Genomic DNA, 18,574 nt, shown 5'->3' with positions numbered 1-18,574 from the left:
GGAGCCGTGAAAGCGTGGGTCGTGCGAGAATTGGGGCATCACCGCGATGTGCTGCGCCTTGAAGAGATTCCTAATCCCGCGATGCAGCCCGCGAGCGCGCGCATCCGCGTCGAAGCGGCGGCGCTCAACTTTCTGGACCTGCTGGTCTGCCAGGGGCAGTATCAGGAGAAGCCGCCTCTGCCCTTCACGCCAGGCGTCGAGGTGTGCGGGGTGATCGAAGAGGTGGCACCGGGCTCGACGTTTCAGGTGGGCGATCGCGTCATTGCCCTGCCGCAGCTGCCGCACGGCGGCCTGGCGGAGCAGGTGGTGGTGCCGCTTGCGCAGGTGCACCGCGTGCCTGAGGGGGCGACTCCGGCGGAGGCCGCCGCGATGTTTGTCACCTATCACACGGCGTATTACGCGCTCCATCGCCTGGCGCGGATCCAAGCCGGCGAGGTCTTGTTGGTGCATGCGGGTGCGGGCGGGGTCGGATCGGCGGCGATTCAACTCGGCAAAGCCGCGGGCGCGCGCGTCATCGCGACGGCGGGCGGGCCGGAAAAGGTGGAGACGTGCCGCCAGCTTGGCGCGGACGAGGCCGTCGACTACCGCAGCGGAGATTTTGTGGAGGCAGTGAAAGCGTTCACATCAGGCCGCGGCGCGGACGTCATCTTTGATCCGGTGGGCGGAGACGTGTTCGACCAGTCGCGCAGGTGCATCGCGTTCGAGGGGCGGCTGCTCGTCATTGGGTTTGCGAGCGGGCGCATCCCGCAGGCGCCCATGAACCACGCGCTCGTCAAGAACTACAGCCTCGTGGGTGTGCACTGGGGGCTGTTTCACCGCCTGTATCCGGATGTGGTCCGGGAGATGCACGAGGAGCTCATCCAGCTTTATGAGGCGGGGCGCATTCGTCCGCTGGTGCGGCATGTCTACCCCTTTGAGGACGTGATTTCCGCGATGGACGCGCTCGGGGGGCGGCAGACGGTCGGCAAGGTCATCGTGTCCGTGTCGTGATATCCAGGGCAATTCGCGCCGCGATCGAGAGGGGAGATTCGACGATGGAACAGGTTCAGGTGCCAGGTGGGGAATTTTTGGTGCACTCGGCCGATCCGGCGGAGGTCTACACGCCGGAGGAGTTCACCGAAGAGCACCGCATGATTCGGAAAACCGCGCGCGACTTCGTGGAGCGGGAGGTCTGGCCTCAGCAGGATGCCATCGAGGCCGAGGATTTCGACCTCGTGGTCCAGCTTTTGAAGCGGGCGGGCGATCTCGGCCTTCTCGCGCACAGCGTGCCGGAGGCGTACGGGGGCCTTGGGCTCGACAAGATTTCCAAGGGCATCGTGGGCGAGATGGTCGGCATGACGGGGGCGTACGGTGTGGCGCATTCCAACCACACCTGCATCGCGACGCTGCCCATCACGTACTTCGCCAGTGAGGCCGTTAAGCAGCGCGTGCTGCCGAAGATGGCGAGCGGGGAATATCTCGGCGCCTACTGCCTGACCGAGCCCACGGCCGGATCGGACGCGCTCGCGGCGAAGACGGTGGCGCGGCTCAGTGAAGACGGCACGCACTACCTCATTTCGGGAACGAAACAGTTCATCACGAACGCGGGGTTTGCGGACACGTTCGTCGTGTACGCGAAGATCGATGGCGAACATTTTACCGCGTTCCTCGTGGAGAAATCGTTCCCGGGCATTTCCCTGGGGCCTGAGGAAAAGAAGATGGGGATTCACGGATCGTCCACGCGCCAGGTGATCTTCGACGAGTGCCCGGTGCCGGTGGAAAACGTGATTGGCGAAGTGGGCCGAGGGCACGCGGTGGCGCTTGGCGTGTTGAATCTCGGCCGGTTCAATCTCGGCGCGGGCAACGTGGGCGGTGCGAAGCGGGCGCTGGCGGTGGCGGCGCGCTACGCGGCGGAACGGCGCCAGTTCGGCCGGGCCATCGCCGAGTTTCCCGCGACACAGGCGAAGCTCGCGTCCGTGGCGGCGCGGATTTACGCGGCCGAATCGCTCGTCTACCGGACCGCGGCGATGCTCGAAGATGCGCTGGCGCCGCTCGACGGCGACCTGCCGACGCGCGAGAAGGAAACGCGTCTGCGCGAGCACGCCATCGAGTGTGCCATCTGCAAGGTGCACGGTTCCGAGACGCTGTGGAAGGCTGCCGACGAGGCGGTGCAGATCCACGGTGGATACGGCTACATTCGCGAATATCACGTCGAGCGGATGCTCCGCGACGCGCGCATTCAGCGCATCTTTGAGGGGACAAACGAGATCAACCGACTGCTTATCCCGACGCACTTCCTGCGCCGCGTGAGCCGTCAACCCGAGATGGTCTCCCGCTTGTCCGCGGCGGTGGACGCGCTGGGCAAGCCGCTGCAGGTGGGCGGTGGCCAGACGGCCCACGAGCGCGCGGCCATCGAGCAGATGCGCGCGCTGTACCTCGCCGGCTGCGCCCTGGTGGCAGATCGGTTCGCGGGCAGGCTCGATGCGGAGCAAGAGGTCGCGATGCATTTGGCCGATCTCGCCATTTCGCTCTACGCCGCGGAGAGCGCGCTGGCGCGCGCGGAAAAGGCGGCGTCTGGGGCACAGGCCGAGGTGCATGCCGCGCTGGCCAGCGTCGCGGTGGACGACGAGATCCAGGCGGCGGTACAGGCCGCGGTCGCGCTCTTCGCCGCGATTGGCGATCACGCGGGCGTGCGGGAGCGGGCGCTCGACGCCATCCGCAATCTCGCGGGTCTGCGCAATCCGGACGGGATCGCGAAACGGCGCAAGTTGGCGCGCACAGTGGTGGAACAAGGCGGGTATCCCATCGATTGAATGGGTGATAGGTCCCGGTGGTCGAGGCAGCCCTGCGGCAGGGCTGCCTCGTTCGCGCACAGGGGGGGCAGACGGGGGCTCTAATGGATGAGCGCTCCCGTGACCCGCCACTCCAACTGGATTCGCTGAGTCGAATTGGGTACGCTTGTCCTCGGGCCTTTTTGGCGAGTTTGATATAATACCGCCCGAGAAAGGATGGATGAGCGTGGCACAGACCAATCTGTGGTTTACCGAGCTTCAGAACGACAACCTGACGATTGGCTTGCGGATAGAGAAGACCATTCACAGCGAGAAGACGGAGTACCAGCAGCTCGACGTGTACAAGACGGTCCAGTACGGCAATCTGCTCGTGCTCGACGGCTGCATCATGACGACGGACAAGGACGAGTTTGTGTACCACGAGATGCTAGCGCACGTGCCGCTGCACACGCATCCGAATCCGAAGAGCGTGCTTGTCGTGGGCGGAGGCGACGGCGGCATCATCCGCGAGGTCATCAAACACCCGTCGGTCGAGCGCGCGGTGCTCGCCGAGATCGACGGGCGCGTGGTGGAGGCATCCAAGAAATACTTCCCGCATATTGCCTCGGGCCTCTCGGATCCGCGCGTCGACGTGCAGATTGTTGACGGCATCCGCTACGTCGAGGAGCATCCGAACGAGTTCGACGTCATCCTCATCGATTCCACGGATCCGGTGGGGCCAGCGGTCGGGCTCTTCCAGCGCCCGTTCTATGAGTCCGTGTTCCGAGCGCTGAAGGAGGACGGACTCATGGCGGCGCAGACCGAGTCGCCGTTCATCAACCAGGACCTCATCCGCCAGGTGTACGGCGACGTGCGGGCGACGTTCCCCATCGTGAAGCTGTACCTCGCGTACGTGCCCACGTATCCGACGGGCATGTGGAGCTTCACGCTCGGCAGCAAGAAGTATCGCCCGCAAGACGTCCGCGAGGTGCGGGTGCACGACACGAAGTATTACAACCGCGACATCCACCACGCGTCGCTCGTCCTGCCGAACTTTGTGAAGGAGCTCGTCGGCGAATGACGTTCTCGTTTGATGTGGAGAAGCCTTTTCCGCTCGCCTACAGCGGCAATGTGTTCATCGGCGCCACGGAGGATTTCGCCGCCGCCAAGGCGGTCATCTACGGCATGCCCATGGACTGGACCGTGTCGTTTCGGGCCGGGGCGCGCTTAGGTCCCGCTCGCATCCGCGAAGTGAGCCTCGGGCTCGAGGAGTACAGCCCGTATCTCGATCGCGACCTGAGCGAGATCGCCTACTTTGACGCGGGGGACATTCCGCTTCCGTTCGGCAATCCGGAGGAGAGCCTGGAGCGCATCTATCAGTACGTGTCGGCGCTCTACGCCGCGGACAAGCTGCCGATAGGCCTCGGCGGTGAGCACCTGGTCTCGTGGGGATCCATCCGCGCGGCGGCGGAGCGCTACCCGGATCTGCGCGTCATCCACATCGACGCGCACACCGATCTGCGCGATCACTACGAGGGCGAACCGCTCTCGCACGCCACCGTCATTAAGAAGGTGTGCGATCTCATCGGGCCGGATCGCGTGTACCAGTTCGGCATCCGCAGCGGCACGCGCGAGGAGTTCCGCTGGGCGCGCGAGCACACTCACTTCGCGCCGTTTGAGCTTGCCGAACCGCTCCTCGCCGTGCTGCCGGAGTTGCACGGGAAGCCGGTGTACATCACCTGGGACATCGACGTGTTCGATCCGGCCACGGCCCCGGGCACGGGCACGGCGGAGCACGGCGGCATCTTTGCGCCCGAGGCGTTCCGCGCCATCACGTACATGAAGGCTCTGCGCGTCGTCGGCTTCGATCTCGTCGAGGTGGCGCCTCAGATCGATCCGACGGAGCAGACGCAGATCCTCGCGGCGAAAATCGTGCGCGAGGCCCTGCTCGCGTTTGTGCGGTGAGGTCCGTGAGCGCTTGGTTGGAACCGCAGGAAGGCGTGTCCTGGGCCTGCCACGTCACCTGGCGCCGGCGCGCGCGCATGAATGAAGGCGGGCGGGCGCGGTATCAGACCACCCGCGGCGAGGCAAAGGACGCCCGTTGGCTTCAGACCAAGGGCGGCCACCTTCTCTCGTTCCAGGACGGCGAGGCGACGTACGCCGTGCGCATGGAGCGCCATCGCGTCCTTATGGTGCGCCGCGGCGAGGTCTCGCTCACGCAGGTCTTCGCCGCCGGCAAATCGCAGGATCTCGTCCTTCGCGCCTACGGGAAGGAGCTGCCGGTCCGCGCCGAGACGCGGTCCGTCGAGGTGTCCGTGGGCGAGGCAGGCGGCCGCGCGCACGTGTTGTTCGACCTGATCTACGCAGACCGCGTGGAGCAGTCGGTCGATCTCGTCTTTCAGTGGGTCCGCCGATCTTGAGCGCTGGCGGACGTGCGAGGGACGAGATCGGCCACGTCCAGCCATCCCTCCGGATGCGTTGCCCACACAATCTCGTACGGGTCTCCCCACTCGCGCATCATCCGCTCGTACATCGCCTTCTTGATGGCGTTGAGTCGCGCCCGCTCCTCGGGCCGCGTGAGATTCGCCGCGTGCAGGCGGACGTGGTACAGCACGCGATCCACGTGCAGGAATTGGCCGATGGCGGCGAGCTTGAGCAGGATGAGCTTGTCCTCGTAGAAGCGGCCTTGGCCGTGCGGGTCGCGCTCAAAACCTCCGACGCGCAGGACGGCCTCCGTGCGGTAAAAGCGCGGAACGAGATACGGCCCGTAGCGAAAGAAGTCGAACTTGTCCGAAAATGGACGTCCGCGCAGGACGTGATCGCGCACCAGGCGGCCGCGGTCCTCTCGCCAGTGCTGTGCGTTGGCCGACGCCAGCACCGCATCTTCGGGTCCTGCGTCCATGGCGGCCATCAAGTCGGCGAGGGCCGTCGGCGCGAGCCAGTCGTCGCTGTCTAGAGTCACGAAGTACGGCGTACGCACGTGCGGCAGGGCCGCCTGCAGCGCGTTGCCCAGCCCCACGTTTTCGCCGAGCGCCAGCACGCGCACGCGAGGGTCCCAAAGGTAGCGCCGGGCAATCGCGAGCGAGTCGTCCGCCGAGCCATCGTCGACCACGAGCAATTCCCACGCCGGCACGGTCTGGGCGAACACGCTGGCGATGGCCAGCGGCAGTTCGCGCGCACGGTTGTACACGGCGAGCACCACCGTCACGCGCGGCTCTCCCCCGGTGCACATGGCGAACCCCTCCTTTGCGCGGAACATGACGCGAAGATTCGATACAATGAGTGTAAATCATCGCGGAAGGCGTGGGAATCGGCCGTGATCGAAGACAAGGTGCGACTGGAGTTCATGGGCGATCAGGCGCTTCTCCTGCGCCTGCCGGAGGACGTTCCTATCGAGACGGGCGAGGCGCTCAACAAGTTGCTTTCGTTGCGAGCGGCGCTTTTGCGAGAGCTCGAAGGCGCAGATGGAATTGAAGACATCACCATCGGCTACCGATCCGTCGCAGTCTACGCGCGCTTCGAGGACGTGGCACCCGAAGACTTGCTGGCGCGCGCCCGCCGCGCGATTCAGGGGTTAGGGGGCGCGCCCGTGGCTTCGACGAGGCCGGGCGCTGTCGTCACGCTGCCCGTGGTCTACGGCGGTCCCTCCGGCCCGGACCTCGACGAGGTGGCTGAACGCGCCGGACTTTCGCCGCAGGACGTGATCCGGCTGCACCAGGAGGCGGTCTACCGCGTGGCCATGATCGGCTTTGCGCCGGGGTTCGCCTATCTCATCGGCTTGCCGGAACCGCTCCACGTGCCGCGCCGCGAGACGCCCCGAAGCCGGGTGGAACGGGGATCGGTCGGGATTGCGGGCTTTCAGACAGGAGTGTATTCGTTCGCGACGCCTGGGGGGTGGCAGATCATCGGCCGCACGCCGGCCGCGCTGTTCGACGTGCGCCGTCCTTCGCCGAGCCTTCTTGCGCCGGGCGATGAGGTGCGGTTTCAAGCGGTGACGGAGGAGGAATACCATGACCGCTTTGGCGCGTACACATGAGCCAGGTATCGCGCGCGTGCGCGTGTTGGCGCCGGGGCTATTTACGACCATACAGGACGGCGGGCGCCCGCATCACCGCCACCTGGGTGTGCCGCTTGGGGGTGCACTCGACGTGTTGTCGTTCCGCGCGGCCAACCGTCTGGTGGGAAATGGCGAGGACGTCGCGGTGCTCGAGGTGACCGGCGCGGGGCCGAAGCTGCTCTTTGAGGCGCCCGCTGCCGTGGCGCTCTGTGGAGCGGACTTCCTGGCGTATGTGGATGGCGAGCCATTGCCCGTGCAGCGCCCGGTCTGGCTCGGAGGCGGCGCGACACTCGAGATTCGACAGGTGCGGCGCGGTTTTCGCGGCTATTTGGCCATCCGCGGCGGCTTTCTCGCGGAAGAGGCGCTCGGCAGCAGGAGCGCGCTGCCCCGCTACGGCGTTGGCAAGGTCCTCGCTGCGGGAGACGAGTTGGCCTATCAGCCTGGACCCGCCGCGCCGCCCGCGGGTTTCCGCGCCATTTCTCCCCGCGCGGCCGTCGCGCTGTTCCAGGTCGGCGGGTGGCTGGATCAGATCGAGGACGAGATCGTCATCCTGCGCGTGCTGCGCGGCGAGCAGGCGGATTGGTTCGACGAAGGTGCGCGGCGGGCTTTCTTCGACCGCACGTGGCGGGTGGCGCCGCGGTCGGATCGCATGGGGCTCAGGCTTCACGGCGAGCCGCTTCGCGCGCCCACCCGTCAGCTCGCGAGCGAGCCCGTCGTGCCCGGCAGCGTCCAGGTGCCGCCGGACGGCCTCCCCATTGTGCTCATGCGGGAGTGCCAGACCACGGGCGGTTATCCCAAGTTTGCGACGGTCATCTCGGCCGACCTCGACAAATTGGCGCATCTTCGACCAGGAAGTTCGGTGCGCTTTGTGGAAGTGAGTCTCGAGGAAGCCTTCAGGCTTCGGAGCGTGCAGGAGCGACTGGCGCGCATATGGCTCCGATTGGTCGCGGAGCGGGCACAGCAGGCGTGGGGCAGCGAAGGAGGGGACTGAGCGTGGCTTGTGTGGATCTCAACGCGGATCTCGGCGAGGACTTCGGCGCTTACCGCCTGGCGAACGACGGCGAAATTCTGGCCTATGTGACGTCCGCGAACCTCGCGTGCGGCATGCATGCGGGCGATCCCGTCGTCATGGCGCGATCGGTCGCCCTGGCCAAAGCGCGGGGCGTGGCCGTCGGCGCGCATCCGGGCTACCCGGATCTGCAGGGGTTCGGTCGACGGGAGATGGCGCTTGACGAGGACGAGATTTACGCGTTCGTGTTGTATCAACTGGGCGCGCTCGCCGCGTTCGCCCGGTCCCAGGGCGTCCGCCTTCACCACGTGAAGCCGCACGGCGCCCTCTACAACCGCGCCGCGGTGGATCGCGCCGCCGCGCGGGCCGTCTGCCGGGCCGTCGCCGAGTTCGATCCGTCGCTCAAAGTGTACGCCCCCTACCGCAGCGAGCTCGCGGCGCAGGCGGAGGCCGTGGGGCTTCGTGCCTGTTGCGAAGTGTTCGCGGACAGGCGGTACGAGGCGGACGGCCAGTTGACGCCGAGACGGCACCCGGACGCGGTGATCCGCGATCTCGACGAGGCCTGCGAGCAGGTGCTGACGATGGTGCGCGAAGGGCGTGTTCGGTCGCGGACAGGTGAGTGGGTCGAGGTGGCGGCGGACACCGTCTGCCTTCACGGCGATGGCCCGCACGCCGTAGAACTCGCCAAGGCGCTACACGAGCGGTTGACCGGCGCGGGCGTTCAAATCCGGCCGGCGTGATGCCGCTCGTGCGCGAGTCGCAGCTTAAACGAATGGAGTGAGGGATTTGACAGAGACGTTTACCACGTATCGCGTGGAGGATCATGTGGCGGTTTTGACGCTCAATCGCCCGCAGGCTTTGAACGCGCTTTCCCGAGAAGTGTTGTCCGAAATCGGCGCACATCTAGCGATGTTGGATCTCCAGGACGTCCGCGTTCTCGTCATTCGCGGCGAGGGCCGAGTGTTCTGCGCGGGCGCGGACATCGGCCAGATGCAGCACATGAGCGCCGTGGAGGCGGAGAGCATGGCGCGCCTGGGGCAGCGCGTGTTCCAGGCCATCGAACAGCTGCCCATTCCCGTCGTGGCGCTGATTCACGGCGGGGCGTTTGGCGGGGGACTTGAGCTCGCGCTCGCGTGCGACTTTCGGATAGCGGCCGCGGGCGCCGTCGTCGGGCTGCCCGAGGTGACTCTCGGGGTCAACCCGAGTTTCGGCGGGACGTATCGGTTGCCGCGCGCCATCGGGTTTGCGCGCGCGCTCTCGATGATGCTTCTCGGGGAGCGGATCCCGGTCGAGAAGGCGTTGGAGTACGGGCTCGTGAACGAAGTGGTAGCGCCTGACGAGCTCCAGGCGAGGGGCATGGAACTTGCGAGGAAACTGGCGAGCCAGTCGAGCGCCGCCATGGCGGCCATCAAGCGGTCGGCTCACCACGGATTTGGGCAGGATTCGGCACGCGCGCAGGCGTACGAGGCGGCGCAGTTCGGCCTGTGCTTTGCCTCGGGGGACGCGCGCGAGGGGATGGCGGCGTTCAAGGAGAAGCGTCAGGCCAGGTTCCACGAGGACTGAGCCGTGCGTGTCGGAGGCATGGTGAGCTGGCTCACCAGCACGACGAGCCAACTCGGTTGAGCATGTCGGTCGGCGCTGGTCGCGCACATGCGCGACTGGCGCCCTTCGCTTTTTGCGGTTTCAATGCCGCAAAAATGTCGTTTGGACTCTTTGCGTCATGTGCTAAACTTAGATAACATGTAAGCCGGTCATTCGAGCTGTGTTCATGGGTCGAAGTTGGCCACCGGCCTATCCCGAGCTGGAAGGGAAGATTCCAAGATGGCCATCTCATTGGCACGAACGGAACACGAGATACAGGAAATGCCTCTCGTGGAGCTCGTGTACGAGATCTTGAAAGCTCGAAAAGAGCCCATGTACTTCCGCGATATCATGAAGGAAATCCAGGAACTTCGCCACATGACCGACGAGCAGGTGGCGGAGGTCATTGCGCGGGTATTCACAGAGATCAACGTCGATGGCCGGTTCGTCTGTATTGGTCACAATGTGTGGGGGTTGAATCGTTGGTATCCGACGGATCGCAACGCCGAGCGCCTGTCCGGTGGGAAGAAGTTCATCCGCAAGACGGGCGACGCGTTTGGCGATGAGGAGGACGACGAAGAAGAGTACGAGGAGGAGGACGTCCTCGAGGACGACGAGCTCGACTACGACGAGGTCGAGGCGATAGACGAGGAGCCCGACTTCGACGACGTCGAGGTTGTGGAAGACGAGGACGAGATCCTCCCAGAAGACGAATACGACGATGCGCCGCTGTTCGACGAAGACGAGGAAGTCGAGGAAGACGAGGAGGACTAAAGTCTTCCGCGCCTTTCAGACGCGTTCTGGACCTTCCGGAACGCGGTTTTTGTGTGCTTAGGTCGCGCGTTTGGCAGGGAGGACAGAGTCATGACGGCGAAGTACATCTTCGTGACGGGCGGCGTGGTGTCCGGCCTTGGTAAGGGCATCACCGCCGCGAGTTTGGGCCGCCTCTTGAAGAACCGCGGGCTCAACGTCACTATCCAGAAGTTTGATCCCTACATCAACGTCGATCCGGGGACCATGAGCCCCTATCAGCACGGGGAAGTGTTCGTCACCGAAGACGGCGCGGAGACGGACCTCGATCTCGGCCACTACGAGCGCTTCATCGATAACGATCTCAGCCAGGACAACAACGTCACCAGCGGGCGGATTTATTGGTCGGTCATCCAAAAGGAGCGGCGCGGCGACTACCTCGGCGCGACGGTTCAGGTCATTCCACACGTGACGAACGAGATCAAGGAGCGCGTGATGCAGGCCGCGAAGCCGGACACCGACATTGTCATCACGGAAATCGGCGGCACGGTCGGCGACATCGAGAGCCAGCCGTTTCTTGAGGCCATCCGCGAGATGAAAAACGAGGTCGGGCGCAACAACGTGCTGTACATCCACGTCACGCTCATCCCGTACCTGCGGATGACGAGCGAGGTGAAGACGAAACCGACGCAGCACAGCGTCGCGACGCTGCGCAGCATCGGCATCAGTCCCAACATCATCGTGTGCCGCACCGAAGTTCCCCTCTCGCAGGAAGTGAAGCGCAAGATTGCGCTCTTCTGCGACACGGACGAGGACAGCGTGATTGAGGCGAGCGACGCCGAGGTGCTGTACGAGGTGCCGCTCCGGCTGCGGGACGAGGGGCTGGACGAAATTGTACTCCGGCACTTCGGCATCTCGGCCCCGCCCGCGGACATGCGCGAGTGGGAGGCCATGGTGGAGCGGATCAAGAATCTGCACCGAGACGTCGAGATCGCCGTGGTCGGCAAGTACGTGGCCCTGCCGGACGCGTACGCGAGCGTCGTGGCTGCGCTCCAGCATGGAGGTTTCGAGAACGACGCCCGCGTGCACATCCGCTGGGTCAATTCGGAGGACGTCACTGACGAGAACGTGGACAAGCTGCTTGACGGCGTCGACGGTATTCTCGTCCCGGGTGGATTTGGCGATCGCGGCATCGACGGCAAGATTGTCGCCTGTCGCTATGCTCGCGAGCGGAACATCCCGTACTTCGGCATCTGTCTCGGGATGCAGATTGCGGTCATCGAGTACGCGCGGCACGTCGCCGGGCTCACGGGCGCGCACACGAGCGAGATCGATCCGCGCACGCCCTATCCCGTGATCGATTTGCTGCCGGAGCAGAAGGAGATTGAGGACAAGGGGGGCACGATGCGTCTCGGCGCGTATCCGTGCCGACTGAAGCCGGGTTCGCGCGCGCATCGGGCGTACGGTTCGGATCTCATCTCCGAGCGCCATCGGCACCGCTACGAGTTCAACAACGACTTCCGGGACCAATTGGAAGCGCACGGTTTGGCCATTACGGGCACTTCGCCGGACGGCCGGCTCGTCGAGATTGTCGAGATTCCCGAGCACCGCTGGTTTGTCGGCGTGCAGTTTCACCCTGAGTTCAAGTCGAGGCCGAACCGCGCGCATGCGCTCTTCCGAGACTTCGTGGCGGCGAGCCTTGACTACAGGCGCCATCGCGCTCATTCCTGACCCTACCCGGTCAAGAGACAGGAATTTCGATCCTGTCCGGCGAAGATCCTCGAGACGAGTTGAGCTAGCGAAGAGGTGGGGGCATGGCGTACAAGGTGCTCGTGGTCGACGATCAATTCGGGATCCGCGTATTGCTGCACGAAGTCCTGCAGCGGGAAGGCTACGAGGTGTTTCAGGCTTCGAACGGGCCGAGCGCCCTCAGCATCGTCGAACGTGAGCAGCCCGATCTCGTCCTTTTGGACATGAAGATACCTGGGATGGATGGGTTGGAAATCCTGAGGAATCTGCGCAAACTGGGCGTTGACGCAAAGGTCATCATGATGACGGCGTACGGCGAACTGGATCTGATTCACGAGGCGATGGAGATGGGCGCGGTGGCTCACTTCACCAAGCCGTTTGACATCGATGAGCTGCGGCGCGCGGTGCGTGAGCACCTTGAGGCGCGCGCCCAGGCCGAGTGAAGGATGCCCGAGCCGAGCGAAACGTGAGTTTGCGCGCCGAAAGCATGGTATCATAGAGGTGGTACGCGGGTCGCCCGCGAGCCCTCAGGTGAGCCGAGCATAGAGAAACAGGGTGGCGACCGGAGGACCGGAGATTTTGGGGACAGGAGAGGATGAGGAACATGAAGCTGTTCATCGATACGGCCAATGTCGACGAAATTCGCCGGGCCGCGGACATGGGGATTCTGAGCGGCGTCACGACCAACCCGAGCCTGGTGGCCAAAGAGGGCCGCGACTTCGTTCAGGTGCTGAAGGAAATTGTCGAGATCGTCGATGGGCCTATCAGCGCCGAGGTGGTGAGCCTGGACGCCGATGGCATGGTGAAGGAGGCGCTGCCTCTCTCGGAGATTCACCCCAACATCGTCATCAAGATCCCGATGACCGCGGAAGGCCTCAAGGCGGTCCATCAGCTCGCGAAGCGAGGGATTCGGACGAACGTGACGCTGATTTTCAGCGCGAACCAGGCGCTGCTCGCCGCGCGCGCCGGCGCGTCGTTCGTCAGCCCCTTCATCGGTCGCTTGGACGATATCAGCATGGATGGCGTCGAACTGATTGCGGACATCGCGCAGATTTTCGACATCCATGGCATCGAAACGGAGATCATTGCGGCCAGCATTCGCCATCCGATGCACGTGACCGCGGCGGCCAAGGCGGGCGCGCACATCGCGACGTGTCCGTTTAGCGTGTTGGACCAGATGATCAAGCATCCGCTGACGGATCGCGGCATCGAACGGTTTTTGGCCGACTGGAATAAGATGAGCCAGAAGTGAGCGGCGGCCAGGGCTGGACTGCCGGCCCTGGCTCGTTTTCCTTCGAACCGCCTTCATTTCGACAACACTCGCCCTTGTAGAATCTCAAGGGCGTGTTTATACTACGAATAGCCGCAACAACGTCCGGTTGAGCCGTTGGATTCGCTTCTCCGCGCTCCTCGCGCGCAGCGCTTCTCCTCGCATTGAAGACTCCAATGGCCTTCACCTGGATGGCACGTACTGTGCTGAACTGCCTCTTTCTAGACTGTGATCTGGGTCCCCGAGTGGTGTGAGAACAAGCCGCGACGACGCAAGGCGCATAGAATGACGCAGCCCGCCTCAGGCCGTCTGAATTTACCCGGGCGCGGCGTGTGCCGCCGGGACACGAATGTGAGGGACGATGCTTGGACATTCGAGAACTTGAAGAAAAGAAATTAACAGAGCTATACAAATATGCTCGAGAATTTCAGATCCCGCACTACGGATCGATGAAAAAGAAAGAGCTGATTTTTGCCATTCTCAAAGCCCAGGCCGAGCGGGACGGCCTGATGTTCGCCGAAGGCGTGCTCGAAATCATGCCGGAAGGGTACGGATTTCTCCGGCCCGTGGGGTATCTGCCGAGTCAGGAGGACATCTACGTCGCGGCATCGCAGATTCGGCGGTTCGATCTCCGTACGGGCGATCTCGTCAGCGGCAAAGTCCGACCGCCCAAGGAGAACGAGCGGTACTTCGGCCTCTTGCATGTCGAGGCGGTGAACGGCTACAGTCCCGAGGTAGCTGCTGAACGGCTTCACTTCGCAGCGCTCACTCCGCTCTTTCCTTCCAAACGCATCGTGCTTGAGACCACACCTGAAAACTTGGCCACGCGCCTCATCGACCTGTTTGCGCCCATCGGCTTCGGGCAGCGCGGTATGATTGTGGCGCCTCCCAAGGCGGGCAAGACGGTACTCTTGAAGGAGATTGCCCACAGCATTGCCACCAATTATCCCGATGTACATCTGTTTGTCCTGCTCATCGACGAGCGCCCCGAAGAGGTCACCGACATGCAGCGCTCGGTCAAGGGAGAGGTGATTGCGTCCACGTTTGACGAGGTGCCCGAGAATCACATCAAGGTATCCGAGTTGGTGCTGGAACGGGCGCTGCGCCTTGTCGAGCACAAGCAGGACGTGGTCATCCTTCTCGACAGCCTGACGCGGCTCACGCGCGCTTACAACCTCGTGGTTCCCCCGTCCGGCCGCACGCTTTCCGGTGGAATCGATCCGGCCGCATTTCACCGCCCGAAGCGTTTCTTCGGAGCGGCGCGCAATGTCGAGGAGGGCGGAAGTCTGACCATCCTCGCTACGGCGCTCATCGATACGGGCTCGCGCATGGACGACGTGATCTACGAGGAGTTCAAGGGCACGGGCAACATGGAATTGCACCTCGACCGCAGGCTTGCCGAGAAACGTGTGTTTCCCTCCATTGACATTCGCCGTTCTGGGACGCGCCGAGAGGAGGCGCTGATGCCCAAGGAAGAGCTTGAAAAGGTGTGGGCGATTCGCAAATCCATGGGCGATAACCAGGACTTCACCGAGATGTTCCTGCGCAAGTTCCGGCATTATAAGACGAACAAGGAGTTTCTCGACAGCCTGAGCCTCAACCGGGTCGAGCGAAAGCCCGCATCGAGTTCAGAGAAGCCCGCGGCGCAACCTGTCGCGAGCGAGACGTGAGCGCGTAAGCGCAAAACCCCTCCGACCGAGACGGGGGAGGGGCTTGGGTTTCGCCGTGCAAGGTTGTGCGGCCGCAATGATGCAAAGCCGCGTGACGCTGCCTCGCCATCCGAGGACCTTACTCCCATTCGTCCGGCCAAGGGGGAAGAAAGACAAAGCTCGGCTGGTTGGACGAGGGCGATGCGGAGGCCGTGGCCTGCGCCGAAGCGTGATGCGGATGAGGAACCGTGTTGGCAAACGCGGTGCTGGCCCAGACCAAGCTGCCGGAACCTGCGGTGGCGGCGGTCACGGCCAAGATGAGACCCATCCATCGCGATGTGTTCACAAATACCATCCTTTCCCGGTGTTCATTTCATAACATCTCGTTTTCTTGATCATCCAAGAGCTCTTGGATCTCGCGCGCACTTTGAGCGTACAAGCTTCCGCCCGTGTGCCGCAATGCACACGCGTACGGATGTGATATGATCTTGTAAAGAAGGCCCCGCCGACGAGGCGTCGTATGGCTGCGAATGGTGCGTGACAATTGGGAAGCCATTTGTTATAATCATCGGCAGTGTGTTTAAGCAGATAGGGGTGAAACCATGAAGCCGGACATTCATCCGCCCTACCATACAGTCACGGTGACGTGCGCTTGCGGAGAGACGTTCGAAACCGGATCGACGAAGGAGTCTATCCGCGTCGAAATCTGCTCGAAGTGCCACCCATTCTTCACCGGTAAGCAGAAGTTGGTCGATTCGGGCGGCCGCGTCGACCGGTTCAACCGCAAGTATGGGCTTCAGGCTCAGGGCGAGCGCTGAGCGCAAAGGGGACTCAAGCCATGGTTGGCTCACCGGCCGCGATGGGAGGCGGGTGGGCCTGCTTTGGCTTTTTCTGTTCATGGCGTTCTCCCGGCCGGCTCCTCTGAGAGAGGGGAAACAGCTGGGGGTTGGAGGGAGGTGCGTCGATGTTCGAACGTTTGGCAAGCATGGAAGAGCGGTACGAACACCTGAGCCAGCTGCTCTGCAGGCCGGATGTGGCATCGGATCCAGATAAGCTCCGGTTATACGCCAAGGAACAGGCGGAGCTGGCGGAGACGGTCGAGGTGTACCGCGAGTGGAAGCAGGTCTCTCAGAACATCGACGAGGCCAAGGCGATGTTGCAGGATAAGCTCGACGACGACATGCGCGAGTTCGTCCGGGCTGAACTGGCGGAACTGCAGCGTCGGCGGGAGGGCCTGGAGCACCGGCTTAAGATTCTCCTCCTCCCCAAAGATCCGAACGACGACAAGGACGTGTTCGTGGAAATTCGCGCTGCGGCCGGAGGCGAGGAGGCTGCGCTCTTTGCCGCCGAGCTTTTACGCATGTATCAGCGCTACGCCGAGAAACACGGCTGGAAGACCGAGATCATCGACGCCAGCTACACGGACATGGGTGGATTCCGCGAAGTCGTGATGGCCGTGCACGGCAAGGGCGCGTATGCCAAGCTGAAGTTTGAGAGCGGAACGCACCGCGTGCAGCGCGTGCCGGTCACGGAGTCGGGTGGCCGAATCCACACGTCGACGGCGACCGTCGCGGTTCTCCCGGAAGTCGAGGAGGTCGAGGTGGAGATCCACGAAAAGGACCTCCGCATTGACACCTTTTGCTCGACGGGACCAGGTGGGCAGAGCGTAAACACCACGCAGTCCGCCGTACGCATTACGCATCTTCCGACGGGAATTGTGGTGTCTTGTCAGGACGAGAAGTCGCAATTGAAGAATAAAGAAAAAGCGATGCGGGTGCTGCGCGCGCGCCTGTACGAGAAGGCTCAGCGCGAACAACAGGAGGAGCTTGCGGCCAAGCGGCGCCTCCAGGTGGGCACGGGTGACCGCAGCGAGCGGATACGCACCTACAACTTTCCGCAAAGCCGAGTGACGGATCATCGCATTGGCTTGACGCTACACAAACTTGACGCCGTCTTGGACGGTGAGCTGGATGAGATCATCCAGGCGCTCATCGTCGAGAGTCAGGCGGAGATGCTGAGGGTCAGGGAAGCATGAGCGAGGCCAAATATTTTGTTGCAAGATTGTTGAAGGCAATCGCGGAACAACTTCCCCAGTCACCGGCGTACCGAGCGTTGCCGCTCGACGAGCGCAAGCGGCTCGCGGAACGCGAGGCGGAGCAGATTGTGGCGCACGCGCTCGGCTGGGATCGTGTGAAGCTCCTTCAGTCGCTTGGCGACGAGGTGCCCGACGAGGTTGCGGAACGTGCCGCGCGGCTTGCTGCCCTGCGGGTCCAAGGGGAGCCGCTTGCGTACGTTCTCGGGAAACAGGATTTTTACGGCCGGACGTTCGAAGTCGGGCCGGATTGCCTGATTCCGCGCCCTGACACCGAGGTGCTGGTGGAGGAGGCCATTCGTTTTCTGAAGCGCATGCCTAGCGGCACGCGGGTCATCGACGTCGGGACGGGGTCCGGGTGCATAGCCGTCTCCATCGCGCTCGCGTGTCCGGGCGTGTCGGTCACGGCCGTGGATCTTTCCATGGACGCGCTTGCGGTGGCCCGCCGCAACGCCGAGCGGTTCGGCGCCGTGGTCGATTGGGCGGCGGCGGACGGCATCGAGTGGCTGATTGAAAGGGCCCAACGCGGGCGGCCGTGGCACGCCATTGTCAGCAATCCTCCATATATTCCCACGGGCGAGATCGACCAGTTGGAACCGTCCGTGCGCGACTATGAACCGCGGCTCGCCTTGGATGGCGGCGAGGACGGGCTGCAGTTCTACCGGCGGATGGCGGCATTGCCGCCGTACGTGCTGGCCCGCGGCCGTGCCGGCGTATTCCTCGAGGTGGGCCACAACCAGGCCGATGAGGTGGCTCGCCTGTTTGCGCCGTGGAAGGAACGCGGTTTTCGCGTGCGCAAGGTGAAAGACCTGCGGGGGGTCGATCGCGTCATTGCCGTGACGCGCGAACCCGGATCTCCCCCGGAGCCGGACAATCTCTCAATCTAGCGCAGCGCGCCGCTAGTGGTTTAAGATTCGCGACTCCCGTCCATACTGACTGCCAGAACGGCAGGAGGGATGGACGATGGGGTTTGCGAAGCGGTTTGCGGGATTCGTCACAGCCATCTTGTTCGGCGTGGCGCTGTCGAGAGCGGCCATGGCGCACGCCAACGTGCGCGGTGCGGGCGACGGCGACGTGCTCGCGAGCATCGCGGCGCCTCACGCGCCGGCGATTCCGGAGGATGCACTGCGGCTTCGCATCATCGCGAACAGCGACAGCCCGCGGGATCAGGCGTTGAAACTCGCGGTGCGCAACGCCGTGATCGAACAGGTAGGCCGTTGGCTGCAGGGCGCCCACTCCGAAGCGCAGGCGCGGGCCATCGTGGAGGCGCACGTGCCGCAGATTCGCGCCACGGCGCAGGCGGTGGAGGCGGCGTGGCACGTGGACGAGCCGGTCCAGGTGGAAGTAGCGCGGGTGCCGTTTCCGACGAAGGTGTACGGCAACCTCGTGTATCCCGCGGGCGAGTACGAGGCGCTGCGCATCGTGCTTGGTCGAGGCCAGGGCGCCAACTGGTGGTGCGTCCTGTACCCGCCGCTTTGCTTCATTGACATCACGGAAGGCGATGCCGTGCCCAACACCGGAGGATTTCCCGATCTGCCGCCGCTCGAGACCCTGTCCATCCCGACGGGCGACGGACAGACCCAGAAGGTTCAGGTGCGGCTTTGGACGCTCGATCACGCCGAAGAATGGATTCGCGCGATTGCGGCGCGCTTTCACTGAGGAACATG

Annotated in this window: 20 protein-coding genes; 18 read left to right on the top strand and 2 right to left on the bottom strand. The window is 63.8% G+C overall.

Translation table 11 applies throughout. The annotated features are described in order from the left end of the window. Nucleotides 1-6: 6 nt before the first annotated feature. From AC27E8_RS10235 to AC27E8_RS10215, 5 genes are all read left to right on the top strand, one after another. The gene (locus tag AC27E8_RS10235; protein WP_487099087.1) at nt 7-990 is read left to right on the top strand and encodes an NADPH:quinone oxidoreductase family protein; all 984 of its coding nucleotides are present in this window, start codon (nt 7-9) and stop codon (nt 988-990) included. A gap of 44 nt (nt 991-1,034) precedes the next feature. Continuing rightward, nucleotides 1,035-2,792 carry an acyl-CoA dehydrogenase family protein gene (locus AC27E8_RS10230; protein ID WP_487099088.1) on the top strand — a complete coding sequence of 586 codons (1,758 nt, stop codon included), beginning with the start codon at nt 1,035-1,037 and terminating at the stop codon, nt 2,790-2,792. A 199-nt stretch (nt 2,793-2,991) separates the two neighbouring features. Next, a complete protein-coding gene (speE, locus tag AC27E8_RS10225) occupies nt 2,992-3,831 on the top strand; it encodes a polyamine aminopropyltransferase (protein ID WP_487099089.1) in 840 nt (279 codons plus the stop codon). Continuing rightward, a complete protein-coding gene (gene speB, locus AC27E8_RS10220) occupies nt 3,828-4,715 on the top strand; it encodes an agmatinase (protein ID WP_014465816.1) in 888 nt (295 codons plus the stop codon). Before speE ends, speB begins: the two co-directional genes overlap by 4 nt. 5 nt (nt 4,716-4,720) lie before the next feature. After that, complete coding sequence (locus tag AC27E8_RS10215) at nt 4,721-5,170, top strand: YwiB family protein (RefSeq protein WP_487099090.1); 450 nt, start codon at nt 4,721-4,723, stop codon at nt 5,168-5,170. Here the strand turns inward: AC27E8_RS10215 and AC27E8_RS10210 are convergent. Continuing rightward, complete coding sequence (locus tag AC27E8_RS10210) at nt 5,149-5,982, bottom strand: glycosyltransferase family 2 protein (RefSeq protein WP_487099091.1); 834 nt, start codon at nt 5,980-5,982, stop codon at nt 5,149-5,151. The two genes, AC27E8_RS10215 and AC27E8_RS10210, sit on opposite strands and share 22 nt — an antisense overlap. A gap of 84 nt (nt 5,983-6,066) precedes the next feature. Between AC27E8_RS10210 and pxpB the strand changes: the two genes are divergently transcribed. From pxpB to rho, 9 genes are all read left to right on the top strand, one after another. Continuing rightward, nucleotides 6,067-6,786, top strand: coding sequence for a 5-oxoprolinase subunit PxpB (gene pxpB, locus AC27E8_RS10205; RefSeq protein WP_487099092.1), 720 nt, complete (start codon nt 6,067-6,069; stop codon nt 6,784-6,786). Next, nucleotides 6,761-7,798 carry a 5-oxoprolinase subunit C family protein gene (locus tag AC27E8_RS10200; protein ID WP_487099093.1) on the top strand — a complete coding sequence of 346 codons (1,038 nt, stop codon included), beginning with the start codon at nt 6,761-6,763 and terminating at the stop codon, nt 7,796-7,798. The genes pxpB and AC27E8_RS10200 overlap by 26 nt, the downstream gene beginning before the upstream one ends. Before the next feature lie 2 nt (nt 7,799-7,800). Beyond that, complete coding sequence (locus AC27E8_RS10195; protein WP_487099094.1) at nt 7,801-8,556, top strand: LamB/YcsF family protein; 756 nt, start codon at nt 7,801-7,803, stop codon at nt 8,554-8,556. A 37-nt stretch (nt 8,557-8,593) separates the two neighbouring features. Further along, nucleotides 8,594-9,379 carry an enoyl-CoA hydratase/isomerase family protein gene (locus AC27E8_RS10190; RefSeq protein ID WP_487099095.1) on the top strand — a complete coding sequence of 262 codons (786 nt, stop codon included), beginning with the start codon at nt 8,594-8,596 and terminating at the stop codon, nt 9,377-9,379. A 258-nt stretch (nt 9,380-9,637) separates the two neighbouring features. Next, nucleotides 9,638-10,171 carry a DNA-directed RNA polymerase subunit delta gene (gene rpoE, locus AC27E8_RS10185; protein WP_487099096.1) on the top strand — a complete coding sequence of 178 codons (534 nt, stop codon included), beginning with the start codon at nt 9,638-9,640 and terminating at the stop codon, nt 10,169-10,171. Between the two features lie 90 nt (nt 10,172-10,261). Further along, nucleotides 10,262-11,878 (top strand): CTP synthase, encoded by a 1,617-nt coding sequence (pyrG, locus tag AC27E8_RS10180; protein WP_487099097.1) that lies wholly within the window; start codon nt 10,262-10,264, stop codon nt 11,876-11,878. A gap of 83 nt (nt 11,879-11,961) precedes the next feature. Beyond that, nucleotides 11,962-12,339, top strand: coding sequence for a response regulator (locus AC27E8_RS10175; protein ID WP_487099098.1), 378 nt, complete (start codon nt 11,962-11,964; stop codon nt 12,337-12,339). Nucleotides 12,340-12,500: 161 nt separating this feature from the next. Continuing rightward, a complete protein-coding gene (gene fsa / locus AC27E8_RS10170) occupies nt 12,501-13,148 on the top strand; it encodes a fructose-6-phosphate aldolase (RefSeq protein WP_487099099.1) in 648 nt (215 codons plus the stop codon). A 383-nt stretch (nt 13,149-13,531) separates the two neighbouring features. After that, complete coding sequence (gene rho, locus AC27E8_RS10165; RefSeq protein WP_487099100.1) at nt 13,532-14,836, top strand: transcription termination factor Rho; 1,305 nt, start codon at nt 13,532-13,534, stop codon at nt 14,834-14,836. A gap of 118 nt (nt 14,837-14,954) precedes the next feature. Here the strand turns inward: rho and AC27E8_RS10160 are convergent, their stop codons facing one another. After that, nucleotides 14,955-15,170: a hypothetical protein gene (locus AC27E8_RS10160; RefSeq protein ID WP_487099101.1), complete on the bottom strand. Its 216-nt coding sequence runs from the start codon at nt 15,168-15,170 to the stop codon at nt 14,955-14,957. Nucleotides 15,171-15,417: 247 nt separating this feature from the next. Between AC27E8_RS10160 and rpmE the strand changes: the two genes are divergently transcribed. From rpmE to spoIIR, 4 genes are all read left to right on the top strand, one after another. Next, on the top strand, nt 15,418-15,633 hold the full coding sequence (rpmE, locus tag AC27E8_RS10155; protein WP_008338223.1) for a 50S ribosomal protein L31: 216 nt from the start codon (nt 15,418-15,420) through the stop codon (nt 15,631-15,633). Nucleotides 15,634-15,779: 146 nt separating this feature from the next. After that, the gene (prfA, locus tag AC27E8_RS10150; protein WP_487099102.1) at nt 15,780-16,850 is read left to right on the top strand and encodes a peptide chain release factor 1; all 1,071 of its coding nucleotides are present in this window, start codon (nt 15,780-15,782) and stop codon (nt 16,848-16,850) included. Further along, entirely contained in the window at nt 16,847-17,794 is a 948-nt protein-coding gene (gene prmC / locus AC27E8_RS10145; protein WP_487099103.1) for a peptide chain release factor N(5)-glutamine methyltransferase, read from the top strand. Before prfA ends, prmC begins: the two co-directional genes overlap by 4 nt. Before the next feature lie 76 nt (nt 17,795-17,870). Next, nucleotides 17,871-18,566 (top strand): stage II sporulation protein R, encoded by a 696-nt coding sequence (gene spoIIR / locus AC27E8_RS10140; RefSeq protein ID WP_487099104.1) that lies wholly within the window; start codon nt 17,871-17,873, stop codon nt 18,564-18,566. The last annotated feature ends 8 nt before the right edge of the window (nt 18,567-18,574 follow it).

The organism is Alicyclobacillus sp. CIJ1 (assembly GCF_057538885.1).
The sequence above is the reverse complement of the archived record's forward strand: the minus strand, read 5'-3'. Positions and strand labels throughout refer to the sequence as shown.